The sequence below is a fragment of the Clostridiaceae bacterium HFYG-1003 genome, from assembly GCA_024579835.1.
Taxonomy (GTDB): domain Bacteria; phylum Bacillota; class Clostridia; order Clostridiales; family Clostridiaceae; genus JG1575.
Window position 1 is genome coordinate 1,358,564 of record CP102060.1, and the last position, 15,170, is coordinate 1,373,733.

General features: G+C 52.7%; 8 protein-coding genes. 3 read left to right on the forward strand and 5 right to left on the reverse strand.

The window, feature by feature from the left end:
• Nucleotides 1-2 precede the first annotated feature (2 nt).
• Nucleotides 3-482, reverse strand: a complete 480-nt coding sequence (gene purE / locus NQU17_06185) for a 5-(carboxyamino)imidazole ribonucleotide mutase (GenBank protein ID UUM13143.1) — start codon at nucleotides 480-482, stop codon at nucleotides 3-5.
• A gap of 89 nt (nucleotides 483-571) precedes the next feature.
• Nucleotides 572-4,297 (reverse strand): phosphoribosylformylglycinamidine synthase, encoded by a 3,726-nt coding sequence (locus NQU17_06190; protein UUM13144.1) that lies wholly within the window; start codon nucleotides 4,295-4,297, stop codon nucleotides 572-574.
• A 679-nt stretch (nucleotides 4,298-4,976) separates the two neighbouring features.
• Between NQU17_06190 and NQU17_06195 the strand changes: the two genes are divergently transcribed.
• Nucleotides 4,977-6,878 carry an NAD(+) synthase gene (locus tag NQU17_06195; GenBank protein UUM13145.1) on the forward strand — a complete coding sequence of 634 codons (1,902 nt, stop codon included), beginning with the start codon at nucleotides 4,977-4,979 and terminating at the stop codon, nucleotides 6,876-6,878.
• Between the two features lie 133 nt (nucleotides 6,879-7,011).
• The gene (locus NQU17_06200; protein UUM13146.1) at nucleotides 7,012-9,696 is read left to right on the forward strand and encodes a cation-translocating P-type ATPase; all 2,685 of its coding nucleotides are present in this window, start codon (nucleotides 7,012-7,014) and stop codon (nucleotides 9,694-9,696) included.
• 248 nt (nucleotides 9,697-9,944) lie between these two features.
• Here NQU17_06200 and NQU17_06205 read toward each other — a convergent pair whose 3' ends face one another.
• From NQU17_06205 to NQU17_06215, 3 genes are read right to left on the reverse strand one after another with little or no spacing between them, the layout of a single operon-like run.
• Nucleotides 9,945-10,388: a GAF domain-containing protein gene (locus NQU17_06205; GenBank protein ID UUM13147.1), complete on the reverse strand. Its 444-nt coding sequence runs from the start codon at nucleotides 10,386-10,388 to the stop codon at nucleotides 9,945-9,947.
• Between the two features lie 37 nt (nucleotides 10,389-10,425).
• Complete coding sequence (locus tag NQU17_06210) at nucleotides 10,426-11,295, reverse strand: S1-like domain-containing RNA-binding protein (protein UUM13148.1); 870 nt, start codon at nucleotides 11,293-11,295, stop codon at nucleotides 10,426-10,428.
• Nucleotides 11,285-11,782 (reverse strand): gamma carbonic anhydrase family protein, encoded by a 498-nt coding sequence (locus NQU17_06215; GenBank protein UUM13149.1) that lies wholly within the window; start codon nucleotides 11,780-11,782, stop codon nucleotides 11,285-11,287. Before NQU17_06215 ends, NQU17_06210 begins: the two co-directional genes overlap by 11 nt.
• Nucleotides 11,783-12,072: 290 nt before the next feature.
• Between NQU17_06215 and NQU17_06220 the strand changes: the two genes are divergently transcribed.
• On the forward strand, nucleotides 12,073-15,105 hold the full coding sequence (locus NQU17_06220; protein ID UUM13150.1) for a vitamin B12-dependent ribonucleotide reductase: 3,033 nt from the start codon (nucleotides 12,073-12,075) through the stop codon (nucleotides 15,103-15,105).
• The last annotated feature ends 65 nt before the right edge of the window (nucleotides 15,106-15,170 follow it).

Here is a 15,170-nt window from a genome sequence, read left to right on the forward strand (position 1 = left end):
GATTAATATTCCACCTTTCCGTTATTTTCTTTTAAAAAGTTCTCTTTCATTGAACTGCGATAGTCATTCAGCCGCTGAGCGACCTCGGGGTACTTGACTCCCAGGATCTGAGCCGCCAGCATGCCGGCGTTGGCGGCATTGTTAATGCCAACGGTCGCTACCGGAATCTGCTTCGGCATCTGGACGATGGACAGGAGAGCATCCAGTCCTTCCAGGGCTCCCTTGAGCGGGACTCCGATGACCGGCTTGACCGTGAGCGATGCGATCACTCCCGGCAGATGGGCCGCCAGACCGGCTCCGGCGATAAATACTTCCGTCCCCTCTTCTTCCAGCCGCCGGATGGTGGCATGGAGCTGTTCAGGCACGCGATGGGCTGACAGCACGTAGCTTTCACTTTCGATCCCCAGGTCTGTGAGGATGTCATAGGCTTTTTTCATGATGTCCTGATCGGACCGGCTTCCAAAAATGATTCCAACTTTCATCAATTACCTCTCCTGTATGTTCTTTTTCGTCAATCCGATTCGGATCACAGCAGCTATATTCCCCCGGTTTTCGTCTTCCGGGATAACTCTTACTTTCGTCTGAAATAATCCACACCGGCCTGGAACAGTTTCATGTCAAACTCTCCGGGATAGTTCCGGAACAGGCCTTCCTGCCAGCGTTCATTGTGCCCCATCTTACCCAGGACACGGCCATTGGGGGAAATAATGCCTTCGATGGCCAGCAGTGATCCGTTGGGATTGTGGGGCTGGGCCATGGTCGCATTTCCTGATGGATCGCAGTACTGAGTGATGATCTGACCGTTCTGTTTTAATTGCTCCAGTACGTCTGAGGGAGCCATGAACCGTCCTTCTCCGTGAGAGATCGGCACCGAGAACACTTCACCCGGCCGGACATAGGCAAGCCAGGGGGAAGCGTTGGAGGCAACGCGAACTCTGGAAATGGTGTCCATATGTCGTCCGATCTCGTTGGAAGCGAGCATCGGCATGTCTTCTCGCGGCTCGACGATGCGGCCGTACGGGAGCAGGCCCAGCCGGACCAAAGCCTGGAATCCGTTGCAGATACCCAGAATCAGTCCCTGGCGAACCTCCAGCAGATCTTCAATGGCTGAGGCGATTTCCGGATTGCGCAGGACGTTGGCAATGAATTTGCCCGATCCGTCCGGTTCATCGCCTGCGGAGAAGCCGCCGGGAATCATGAGAATCTGGCTCCGGCGAATCTCGCGGGCCAGGTCCCCGACCGATTGCCGGATGTCTGCCTGATCGCGGTTGCGGAAGACAAACACTGACGGATCGGCTCCTGCCTTGCGGAATGCTCTGGCCAGGTCGTACTCGCAGTTGGACCCGGGGAACACGGTAATCAGAACCCTGGGGCACTCCATGGCTGCAGGTGCTGGATCCGAAGGAGCGACCTTCGGGCCGGCGAGGTTTTCGACCGCGTCGCCATCTTTGCGGCTGCGGCGGAAAACAGGACTCAGCCTCCGGTGAGCCGCTTCGCGGGTTTCAGCCGCGGTGAGTTCGATTCCGTTGAGGCACAGTCTGCCTGAAGGATTCGCAGTGCCCAGGCGCTGGGGCTGAATGTCATAAGAAGACGCCAGGACAAGCCATTGAGCTTCCAGAGCCGGGTCGATTTCCAGCAGGAAGTCGGCTGGCCGGCGTTCAAAGTACGGTTTAATCAAGGTGACGTCCATCCCGGCCTGGTTGCCCCAGGCCATGTTGAGCAGCGTCATCACGCTGCCGCGGGCGGTGGTGTCACAGGCCAGAATCATATTCTGTTCATTGGCTGCCTGAATCAGCCGGGAAGCTGCCAGCAACTGTGGCGCCTCGGGGTATCCATCGGCCCTGGTAGTCACCACCTGGTACAGGATGCCGCTGCCCTTCAGTGCGTTGGACAGAACCCGTTCTCCCGGCATCGTGTTTACCGCAAAGGAAATCAGCGTGGGCGGAACATGGATCTCACCAAAGGTGCCGCTCATGGAATCTTTTCCGCCAATCGCCGGCGTTCCGAAATCCAGCTGAGCCTTCAATGCCCCCAGCAGCGATTTCATGGGCTTGCCCCAAGTGACCGCCGAGTTGCCCAGCTTTTGGAAATATTCCTGAAAAGACAGTCTGGCGTTGTCAATTCCGGCTCCGGAAGCCGCCATCTTGCCCAATGATTCAACGACGGCCAGATAGGCTCCTTTGAACTGATCTGCCTGAGAAACGAAAGGATCAAAGCCGTAGGTCATGACGCTGGCATCCCTGGATACGGCATCGCCGACCGGAATAAGCGCTGCCATGTGAGACGCTTCGGTCTCCTGATCACGTCCGCCATAAGGCAGAGTGACTGTGGCACATCCATTGGTGGAGTCGAACAGTTCGTGGAGGCTTTTCTGACTTTGGTTATTCAGCTGATCCAGTTCGGTCAGAATTCGTTCCCGGGTCAATTCACCCGAGGCTTCGCCGGGGAGCAGACCTGCCGGTTCAATGACAACCGCCTGATACTGACTGGCACCGGCCGAGTCAAGAAAACTGCGCTTGAGATCGACGACGGTCTGACCACGCCAGTTCATCACCAGCCGGGCGTCGTCCGTCACCGTTGCAATGACGGCAGATTCGAGGTTTTCCTGGTCCAGATAGCCGGTGAATTCAGCAAGATCAGCCGGTGTGATGACCATGGCCATTCGTTCCTGAGATTCTGAGACCGCTGTTTCGGTGGCGGTCAGTCCCTGATACTTCAATGGCACCTGATCCAGATCGATGGCCAGGCCTTCAGCCAGTTCGCCCACGGCAACGCTGACGCCGCCGGCACCAAAGTCATTGCAGCGCTTGATGAGACGGCGCGCTGCATCGTTGCGCAGCAGACGCTGGAGCTTGCGCTCGGTGGGAGCATTTCCCTTTTGGACTTCAGCTCCGGAGGTTTCCATGGAGGTCACGTCATGGCTCTTGGAAGAACCGGTGGCACCACCAACTCCGTCGCGTCCGGTCCGACCGCCGACCAGAAGAACGACATCGCCGGCCTGGGGCTGTTTGCGAACCACACTGTGAACGGGTGCGGATCCAATGACAGCACCCACTTCCATGCGTTTCGCTACATACCCGGGATGGTAAATTTCATGAACTACCCCTGCTGCCAGACCGATCTGATTGCCATAGCTGGAGTAGCCGCGAGCCGCCTGAAGGGAAATGGTCTTCTGCGGCAGCTTGCCGGCCAATGTCTGAGCCGGATCCTGCGTCGGATCCATTGCCCCGGTGACGCGCATGGCCTGATAGACATAAGCCCGACCGGCCAGAGGATCCCGGATTGCTCCACCCAGGCAGGTTGCCGCCCCGCCGAAGGGTTCGATTTCAGTCGGATGATTATGGGTTTCGTTCTTGAACTGAATAATGGTAGGTTCTGTACCTTCCTCTGTGCGGAGGGAGCGAATGATGCTGCAGGCGTTGATTTCTTCTGACTCATCCAGATCCGTCACCTGGCCGGATGCTTTCAGCGCCTTTGTCCCGATGGTGGCCAGTTCCATCAGCGTCTGCGGCCGGCTGGCCCTGCCCAGTTTCTCACGCAGAGCACAGTACATTTGATAGGCTGCCTCTTCCTGCTCGGTTCCCGGAAGGAACTCGACGCCGGTCAGTTCAGTCTGGAACGTCGTATGCCGGCAGTGATCCGACCAGTAGGTATCCAGCACCTTAAGTTCCGTTTCGTTGGGATCGCGTCCTTCAGCCAGGAAGTATTCCTGAATGCAGGCCAGATCAGCCAGACTCATGGCCAGCTGGCGGCTGTCATAAAATTCCTTCAGTCCGGACTCATCCAGTTTGCTGAAGCCGGCATAGACAGAGGGAAGATTGCGATCCGGCAGAGAATCCTGGAATGCAGCAGCCAGACTGCCTTCCCGCATTTCCACTGGATTAATCAGCGTTTTTCGGATGGCTGCGCGCTGCTCGGCCGTCAGCTCTTCGCCAAAAACAATCAGAGTTTGAAATTTCACTTTCGCGTTGAAATTTCCATAAATCAGCTGCAGACATTCTTCTGCCGCATTGGCTCTCATGTCGAACTGACCCGGCAGCAGCTCGGTGATGAGATATGGATTGTTTTGTGCCGCTTCCTCCAAAGAGAAATAGATCTGATCGGCATTCTTGTCGGCAAAAACTTTATATATGGAATCACGATACTCATCTTTTGAAAGGTTGGCCATTAAATATCGATTAATGACTCGAACCCGCCCGCGGCATAATCCGGAATCATTTAACTCCCTGGTCAGGGCGTCGCTTTGGATCTCCAGACCCGGTTTTTTTTCGACATACACCTCGAAATGCTCCTGCATGATTTCCTCCTTAACATAGCGAACTATTAACACATTAATCATATTAAATAATCGTCTGTAGATCAACATTAAACCACTAATCTTCGTTAATCGTTCGGTACATACCTTATTCTTTTCACATTTTGCCTGAATGACTGATTTTATCCAATAGATTCAGATCATAGAAAGCAACTTCCCCAACGACTCCATTTGAATCCGGATTCAGACCAAATCCCCGGATGGCCCAAGCCTTTCCCGTGATACCATCAAGGTTCGTCAGGTTGTGCCGTCGGAAAAGCACAAGGAGCGAGCGAATGAGGCTGCAGGAACAGCCAGTCATCCGCCGTGATCTGCGGGTCAAGCTGTGAAATGCCGCGCTGAATCCAACCGTGATTCAGTAAATCACTCCTTCCCATCAGCTTTCCGACAGGCGCTTCGCTCCCCCTGGCCGCTTCATACCGTTCGGCGACGGTTTCGTTATGTTCAGAACCCTGCTTGCTTCCATCCAGCGCCTGCTACTTTTTCGCCCAAAGACGGTTGTTTTCGTCCGAAGGCTGGTTCTTTTCGTCCGAAGGCTGGTTCTTTTCGTCCGAAGGCTGGTTCTTTTCGTCTGGTGAGTGACCTAGTCAGAGCAGGATGCTATATAATGAAATGGAGTAGGATACACGGGCGGAAGGTTCCGCCGTAATCGAGGTGAACAATGAATTTTTTAAAAGCAGCTGCTGTCTGTTCTAAAGTATCTGTGGCCAACCCGGCTGCCAATGCAGCGGAAATTATAACCCTGCTGGAACAACTGAATGAGAAGAAAATATCGGTCGCAGTATTTCCTGAGCTCTGCGTCACGGGATACACCTGCGGAGATTTGTTCTTACAGGATCAGCTCCTGGAGGAATCGGATCTGGCCTTGAACAAAATTCGGAAAGCCTCATCAGGGAGCAATCTGTTTTTTGCTGTCGGCGCTCCGATCCGGATTGGCAGTCGTCTCTACAACTGTGCCGTTGCCATGCAGAATGGCCGGATCCTGGGAATCGTCCCCAAAAGTTATCTGCCCAATTCCAATGAATTTTACGAAAAGCGCTGGTTTTCACCGGCTGAACTGGCTGAACCAATCCAGTCCATTTCCTGGGGTGCGGATGAGATTCCGTTTGGCCGCCTGTTGTTCCAGAGCCAGGGAGTCACCTTGGGCATCGAGCTGTGCGAGGATCTTTGGGCACCGTCTCCCCCATCGACGGATCTCGCGCTGGCCGGTGCCCAGGTGATTTTGAACCTGTCAGCGTCCAATGAACTCATTGCAAAGTCAGACTATCGCCGCAGCTTAATCCAGAATCAGAGTGCCCGGCTACTGGGAGCCTACCTTTATGCTTCCACCGGGGTTCATGAATCCTCGACGGATGTGGTGTTCTCAGGACACCTGCTTATTGCTGAAAACGGCGTGATTCTGGCGGAAAACGAGCGGTTTCAGCTGGACAGCGAATGGATTCATGGCTGGATTGATGCCGACCGGCTGAACAATGAACGTCGGCGCTCCACCAGCATGGCGGACAGCGTGGCCCGAACCACTTATCAGACGGTTTCCTTTGATCTGGTCCAACCGGACCTGACCGGGTTTGACCGCCCGGTGGATCCCACGCCGTTTATTCCGCGAGATGATTCCGATATGGTCCGGCGGTGCCGGGAGATCTTTGCCATTCAGGCCCATGGGCTGGCCAAGCGGCTTCGGGCCATCGGAACCAACCACTGCGTCATCGGCATTTCCGGCGGTCTGGATTCGACCCTCGCTCTTCTGGTCATCCAGAAAGCCCTGCGAATCAACGGAGCGGACCCATCTGCCATCCTTACCGTTACCATGCCGGGCTTCGGGACCACGGACCGGACGTATCAGAATGCCATCAGCCTGTGCCGGGAAATGGGAACCGATCTGAGGGAGATCAACATTGTGGAGGCCTCTCTGCAGCACTTCCGGGATATCGGACATGATCCGGCCCAGCACGACGCCACCTATGAAAATACCCAGGCACGCGAGCGGACTCAGATTCTGATGGATCTGGCAAACAAGGAAGGCGGGATTGTGGTGGGAACCGGTGATTTATCCGAACTGGCCCTGGGCTGGGCAACCTACAATGGCGACCACATGAGCATGTATGGTGTCAATGCCTCCGTTCCCAAGACTCTGGTTCGCTATCTGGTACGCTACGCGGCCGTCCATGAATCCCCTGAATCGGTTCGCCGGATTCTGGAAGACATCCTGGATACTCCGATATCACCGGAACTGCTGCCGAAAGCTCAGAATGGTGAAATCGCTCAGAAAACCGAAGATCTGATCGGACCATATGAGCTGCATGATTTCTTCCTGTACCATATGATGCGCTACGGGGCAACCCCGGAAAAAATCGCCTTTCTGGCTGGCCACGCATTCCGGGACCGCTATTCCAGCGACATCATCCATCACTGGCTGAACGTGTTCATCCGACGGTTTTTCACCAATCAGTTCAAGCGCTCCGCATTGCCCGATGGTCCCAAGGTCGGTTCCGTCGCGCTGTCCCCCCGAGGAGACTGGAAAATGCCCTCCGATGTCACCTGGAGGGCCTGGATGAAGGATTGAGAGCCCTTCGCCGCCCCGAATGTTGATGATAAAAATTACACTTTAATATGGTATTAATTACTACATCGTGTTAAAATACAGTTATTGTGTTTTCAGATGAGTCACAAATCAGTTGAAAGAGGTGAAGAACAGCATGTGGTTTAACAAATCCACAGAACAGGTCCTGTCGGAGCTGAATGTCGACCTTGAACAAGGTCTCTCCAGCGAAGAAGTGGCCAAACGGCTTGAACAGTACGGTTACAACCGTCTGCCCGAGCAGAAGCGGAAATCGATCCTGTCGATGTTCCTCGCGCAGCTTCAGGATACGATGATCTATATCCTGCTTGCCGCCACGGTTTTATCCGCCTTCATGGGCGACTATGCCGAAGCCGTCATTATTATCGTCGTCGTACTCCTGAATGCTGTCATCGGCGTTTTCCAGGAAAACAAGGCCGAGCAGGCCATGGAAGCCCTCAAGAAGCTCACCACGCCGCGGGCTTATGTTCGCCGCAACGGGCAGGTCGTTGAAGTCGACTCACAGGAAATTGTACCCGGCGATATCGTCGAAATCGATGCCGGCCGGTTTATTCCGGCGGATCTGCGACTGATCGAATCCTCCAATCTGCAGATTGAGGAATCCGCCCTGACCGGTGAATCCGTACCTTCGGAAAAATACGCCAGCTTTGTCGCTGATACGGATAATCTGCCCCTGGGCGACCGTAAGAACATGGCGTTCATGACCACTCTTGCCACCTACGGCCGCGGTGTCGGTGTCGTTGTTGCCAATGCCGTTGAATCTGAAATCGGAAAAATCGCGAAGATTCTGGAAGAAGATAATGAAGAAATGACCCCACTGCAGAAGCGTCTGGATCATTTCGGAAAAATCCTCGGATTTATCTGTCTGGGCGTTGCCGGTGTCATGCTCGTTGTGGGAATCCTGCAGAATCGCGGAGCCAAAGACATGCTTCTGACTGCCATCTCTCTGGCTGTCGCAGCCATTCCCGAAGGACTCCCTGCCATTGTCGCGATTGTTCTGGCGCTGGGCGTTACCCGAATGAGCAAAAACAATGCCATTGTCAAAAAACTGCCTTCCGTTGAAACATTAGGTTCTGTTAATGTCATCTGTTCTGATAAAACCGGAACGCTGACCCAGAACAAAATGACAGTCGTGAAGTCTTACACCTACGAGAACATGCACCAGATCGACGCGGACATCAATCAAGTTGAATCCGATGAAGATGAACGCATGCTCGTTAAATCTTTCGTTCTGTGCTCCGATGCTACTGCCAACCCCGAACAGACTACCGGTGACCCGACGGAAATTGCCTTTATTGTTTACGGCAACCGGATCGGATTAACCAAGGAAGCCTTGAACAAGGAATTCCCGCGAGTTTCCGAAAAGCCGTTTGATTCCGATCGAAAACTCATGAGCACCTGCAACCGGGAATACGACCGGTATGTTGTCCATACAAAAGGTGCTGTGGATAATCTGCTCAAGATCTCCACCAAAGCCTATGTCGATGGCAGAGTAGTACCCATGACCAGCCAGATTCGGGATACCTATCTGGCCGAAGCGGAGAACCTGAGTAATGAAGCCCTGCGTGTCCTGGGTGCCGCCTACAAGTTCATCGACCATGTGGCTGGACCTGAAGAAATGGAACATGACCTGATATTCCTTGGCATGGTCGGCATGATCGACCCGCCCAGACTGGAAGTCAAGGATTCCGTCGCCATCGCCAAGCGGGCCGGCGTTAAGACCATCATGATCACCGGAGATCATAAAAACACCGCTGTCGCGATTGCGAAAGAACTTGGCATCGCGGATAAAAAGGAACAGGCGCTTACCGGTTCCGAAATTGAAGAAATGGATGAAGCGGAATTCATTGAAAACATCAACAACTGGCGTGTCTTTGCCCGTGTCTCACCGGAACATAAGGTCAAAATTGTCCGGGCGTTCAAGAGCCATGGCAACATCGTCTCCATGACCGGTGACGGAGTCAATGACGCACCGTCCCTGAAATTCGCTGACATCGGTGTCGCTATGGGCATCACCGGAACGGACGTCAGCAAAGGCGCTGCCGATATGATTCTGACTGATGACAACTTCACCACGATTGTTCGCGCAGTCGAAGAAGGCAGAAATATTTATGCCAACATTAAGAAAGCTGTCATCTTCCTCCTGTCCTGCAACCTTGGTGAGATCATCTCGATCTTCTTCGCCGTCCTTCTGGGCTGGCCCATTCCCCTGCTGGCAACTCAGATTCTCTGGGTCAATCTGGTGACGGATACCTTCCCGGCGATTTCTCTGGGCGTAGATCCAGGCGATCCGGATGCCATGCTGAAAAAGCCGAGAAATCCCAAGGACAGCTTCTTCTCCAACGGAGCGGGCGTTCGTGCAATCATCGGCGGTACCCTCATCGGTCTGCTGACGCTTGGTGCTTTTGTCTGGGGTCTGATGGAACGCGGAGTTCCTTTCTCCCAGATGACCTCCGACCTCGAACACAATGATGCGCTGGTTTATGCCAGAACCATGGCCTTTGTCGTCCTGGCTGCGTCCCAGCTGTTCTACTCGCTGTCCATGCGCAACCCGATCAAGAGCATATTCCAGGTCGGTCTGTTTAGCAATATCTATCTGGCTGGCTCCATCGTCCTGGGAATGCTGCTTCAGCTTGTCGTGATTGAGGTGCCCTTCCTGGCCAACGCCTTCGGGGTTCATGCTCTGCCACCCAAGGACTGGCTGATCGTCATCGGGTTTGCGCTCATCCCGCTGGCAGTCAATGAACTGATCAAAGCCATTGAGCGGATCTTTGACAAAGACCACTCCGATAACGAATTCTAACATCAAATCCATCAAGAATGCTGCCTTGCTCAGGTCAGCATTCTTTTTTTATTTTTGGTCTCATACTAAAAAGCTGGTCGATTCATTCCTATTATTACTTTTCCCCACCAACAGAAGAACAGGTGCCCTTCCCCCGCTTTGGGAGACGGCACCTGTTCTTCACAATAGGCCTGGATATGATTCGAAAAATCCATGATGTTCATTCATGGCTCTTGCGAGACTTGGCTTTCAATTGATATTTGCAGTGATCACTGGAGAATCCGGTAAATCCGGTCGGACAGGAATTCCGCGATTTGCTCGAGAGCCTGAACTTCCCTCTCGGAAAAACGATTCAGGGAGGGACTGTCACAGTCTATGACAGCGATCACCTCGCCCTGATAGAAGACGGGAACGACAATTTCAGATCGGGAGGCACTGTCACAGGCAATATGACCCGGAAATTCATCCACATCGGCCACACGCATGCTCTTCTTCTGTTCGACAGCAGTACCGCAGACCCCCTCTCCGATCTTGATCCGGCTGCAGGCCGGTTTCCCCTGGAACGGACCAAGAACCAGCTCCTGGTTTCGGATCAGATAGTAACCGATCCAGTTGATATCCTCCAGATAAGCTTCCATGATTGCGGTCGCGTTGCACACGAGTGCCAGCGGATCCGATTCCCCTTCAGCCTGCGCTTTGATAACACGTACCATGCTGTCCATTTTTTGATCGAGTGTCAATCCCGTATTCTTAACGCTTATCATCTTCGTTTCCCTTCTTCAGGTGCGTGCCGGTTTCGTCCTGGTAGACTTTCCCCGTCTTCATCAAGTTGCCCAGCGCGATTTTGAAATAATTCTTTGAAGTATTGAACCGCTGCTTGATTTCTTCGGGCGTGCTGCGGTCATTGTATGGGATTGAACCGCCTTCGGCCCGCAGCGCACTGAGAATTTCCTGCTTCAGATCCTGACGTTCCTTCTTCAGTTCACTGCGCAGAGTCAGGGATGGCTTGCCGTCATCCAGGAACTTCAGGATTCTCGCCTCAATCACATCGCCCGGCTGGACATCCGTGAAAAATTCATCCTTGAACAGGATCGCTTTGTAGGTATCATTGATGGCGGCCTGAAGCGCGCCGTTCTGCTGACGGCCGACAATCCTTGCAGTCACGGTATCGTTGCGCTCAAATGTCCCTTCCGGAGGGAGTTCCAGAGCTCCACTGACATCGGTGGTGGCACACAGCCGGTCCGTTTTATCAACATATAACTTAAATAAGTATTCTTTGCCGGTTTCGATGAGATATTTCTGTTCTTTCTTTGGAACAAATACATCTCGTTCCAGGCCGATGTTGATAAAGGAACCACTTTGATTGGATCCCACGACTTTCAGTTTTCTTACTTCTCCCACTCGGATGAGCGGCTCCTTCATGGTGGCAATGATCCGATCTTCGGAATCCCGATAGATGAAGACCGGGATGATTTCTCCCAGCTCAACTTTCTGTGTCATGCTGCCAGCCGGCAGAAGAACATCATCGCTGGTATTGCCGGTTCCGGCGTCCAGATACACGCCGAACGGGGCTTCCCGCTTGACGCTCATTTCATTGACTTCGCCCAGTTTATAATTCATGCTGATGCTCCTTTGCTAATTCAGAATAATGGAGGGCTGAGATGCGATTGGCCTCTACTTCCTCCGATGTGATGTCTCTGCGATATTTGGCGGGTGAACCGAACCACACCTGGCCGTCGGAAATGATGGTTCCCTGGGTTACCAGACTGCCTGCTCCAACGATGCAGTTCTCGCCGACGATTACGTCATCCAGCAAAATGGCTCCCATACCAATCAATGAATTGTGTCCAATTTGTAAATTATGAATCATTGCCTGGTGGCCTATGGTTACATAATTTCCAATATGTAACTCTTTGTTGGGATCACAGTGAACCATCGAGAGGTCCTGTATATTGGTATACATTCCGATCGAAACAGGACCGTCTCCGCGAAGGACTGCGTTATACCATATGCTGCTGTGGTCTTCCAGGCTGACCTGCCCGGAAAGCCGAACTCCTTCCGCCACAAAACAGGAGGAAGGCGCTGTGATCTGATCTCTTGAATTCATGTGAAAGCTCCTTTGAATGATTGTCCTATCATGATATTATCATACTTTAAGAGTCCTTCGATAGAAGGTCTCCAGTGTTCGAGCACTTTCTTATTGTTCACATAATAAACCGTACTCCAAGGGCCGAATTTGGATTCGTTTTACATATGACACAAGAATTAGTATGACTTTCGCAACTACATGCCTGTCTTTCGCAATTAGATTGCGAGTCTAGTTATTGTGGTTCAAGATCTTCTCAAACACAATATATAGTATTATAATAACACTTGAACGAATAACGGAGGAAACTCATGAAACGATTAAACGATATTCTGAAGAGGCATTTTACCAAGGAACTGGAAAAAAACAAGAAAAAAACAGTCTATGATCTGTTTAAATGGGCGAAGCGGGATGTCCTGCTGAAGGACTATAAAACCGGCCGTATCCTGACGGATATGAAAAACCTGGAATTCCCGGATTTCTACTCGCAAAACTCCGTCGACATCATAGCTTCCAAATATTTCCGCAAAGCCGGCGTCAATAACAGCCTGGGCTATGAAAATTCCATGAAAATGGTGGCTGACCGGATGGTCGCCTTCTGGCGCGACGCCCTGGTCGAAGAAGGCATCCTGACCACAGATGAGCAAAAATCTATTTTTTATGATGAACTGGTATACGGCCTGCTCAACCAAATGTACGCTCCCAACTCCCCGCAGTGGTTCAACACCGGGTTGAAGCAGAGCTATGGAATTACGGGCAATCCAAACAATACCTATTACTATGATCCCATTGTGCAGAAGGTAGTGCCATCAGCAGATGCCTACTCCCGCACTCAGGCTTCTGCCTGCTTTATCCTGTCCATCGAGGATAAACTGCTGGGGCCGCACTCAATCTCTGAACAGTATGTATCTGAAACCAAGCTGTTCAAGGGCGGCTCCGGAACCGGCACCAACTTCTCCGCCCTGCGGGCCTCCGGTGAGAAACTTTCCGGCGGCGGTGTATCCTCCGGACTGATGAGCTTTTTGAAGGGGCTGGACCGCAACGCCGGCGCGATCAAATCCGGCGGCACGACTCGCCGGGCTGCTAAAATGGTATGTCTGGATATCGATCATCCCGAAATTGAAACGTTCATCCAGTGGAAAGCGAAAGAAGAGGATAAAGTCCGGGCACTGGCCAAGATGGGCTACGATGGTTCTTTTGAAGGCGAAGCCTATGAAACGGTCTCCGGTCAGAACTCCAACAACTCTCTGCGAATTTCTGATGCATTCATGGAAAAGGTCGTAAATCTGGATAAAAATCCGGATGCAACCATTACCCTCAAGGGCCGGATCGATGATCGGGTCAACCGGGAAATTTCAGTGGATAAGCTTTGGAATGAATTTAATGAAGCTGCCTGGAAGTGCGCCGATCCGGCTCCCCAGTACACCGATACCTTCAATGCCTGGCACACCTGCCCGGCGGGCGAAGACGGCCAGTACATGGCACCGCATAACCGTCTCAATTCCACCAACCCCTGCGGCGAGTATGCCTTCCTTGACGACACCAGCTGCAACCTGGCCTCCATTAACCTGTATCGGTTCTTTGACCGCAACAGCAACACATTTGATGTCGAAGGATTCCTCCACATGGTTTCCCTGGCTCAGCTGCTCCTGGAAGCTTCCATTCAATGGGGTCAGTTCCCGACAGAAGATATCGCCCGCAAGACACATGTCTTCCGGACAACCGGACTCGGAATTGCCAATCTGGCATCTCTGCTGATGGCTTCCGGCATCCCTTATGACTCCGATGAAGCCCGTTCCTATGCTGCGGGAATCATGGGTCTGCTGACCGGCAGAAGCTATGCTGTATCTGCGCTCATGGCTAAGGAGGTAGGACCCTTCGAGGCTTACCAGCTGAACCGCGATTACATGCTCCGGGTTATCAAAAATCACGCCATTGTCGCCGGTGCGGTCAACGAGCCCTTAAGCGGCCTCAATTACGAACCGCTCAAGGTAAATCATGAACTGCTGGCAAGCATCAAGCAGCCGGCATTATCCAAGGCGCTGAAGGAAGAATGGGTCAGCGCGCTGAATCTGGGAACAGAAAACGGCTACCGCAATGCCCAGGTCTCTGTCATCGCCCCGACCGGAACGATTTCCTTCGCGATGGATTGCGCAGCTACCTCCATCGAACCGTTCTTCTCCCATGTGGTATACAAGAAGCTGTCCGGCGGCGGCTATATGACGATTGCCAATCCGGTCATCGAAGAAGCTTTGGGCAATTTGGGCTACCCGGCGGAAGAGACCCAGGCAATTCTTGATTATATCTCCAAGGAAAAGGACGGCATGATTCTGGACGGAAAGATCGAAGGAGCGCCTTATCTGAAGGAAGAGCATCTGGCAATCTTTGACACGGCAAATACCTGCGGAACAGGCACCCGGTTTATCCACCACAACGGACATGTCCTCATGGTGGCGGCCCTGACGCCCCTTGTCTCCGGAGCGATCAGCAAAACCGTCAATCTGCCCAAAAATGCCACTGTGGAAGACTTCAAGGAAGTGGCAATCAATGCCTGGCGCAAAGGGGTCAAGGGTATTTCGCTCTATCGCGACGGCTCCAAATTTGCTCAGCCGCTGAACACCCGCCTGGAAGACAATATGACGGAAGCTGAACTGGAAAACCTGATCTACCCAGAACTGCTGCGTTATGCCAAAGAAGCAAAGGATGCCCTTGAGAAGACGGTCTCCAAGCGAAACAAGCCCCTGGGAGTCCGTACCGGTCGCACCCATCCGGCTCAGGTAGAAGATGTTAAAATCTACGTTACGGTAAATCGTGATGCGGAAGGCACTATTTCCGAGATATTCATGACCACGGATCGCGAAGGCACTCTGATCACCGGATTGCTCAATTCCCTGTCCAAGACAATCTCCGTTATGCTTCAGTATCATATCCCGGCTCAGGATATCGCCAAGATGCTCAGAGGTCAGAAATACGAACCCTATGGTTTTGTTTCCAAGCATCCCTACATCAAGCATGTGACTTCCATCTCAGATCTTATTTCCAAGATTATTGATATTGAAATGGGCGATTTCTCCAGATGCCAGGTCAAGCCTGAAGAAAATGAACTGGACAATTTCCATCCCGCCTATAAGCCATTCCCGTTAAGAGGCGTTCAAAAAGATGAGGATTCCGTTGGGGAACCTTCCTACTCTCCGGTATCCACCCAGGCACTGATCAAGGATGCTGAGGAAAACGGTGAAAAGCTGTATGGATCGGTTTGCTCCAACTGCTCTTCGACCCGCATGGTTATGAATGGAACCTGCAAGGTATGTCTGGACTGCGGCACCACTACCGGTTGTTCATAACAGTCCCGGACTCCCGGATCCTGCCCCTGGGTGATCGGCATAAGGCCGATACTGCCCGGCGGCAT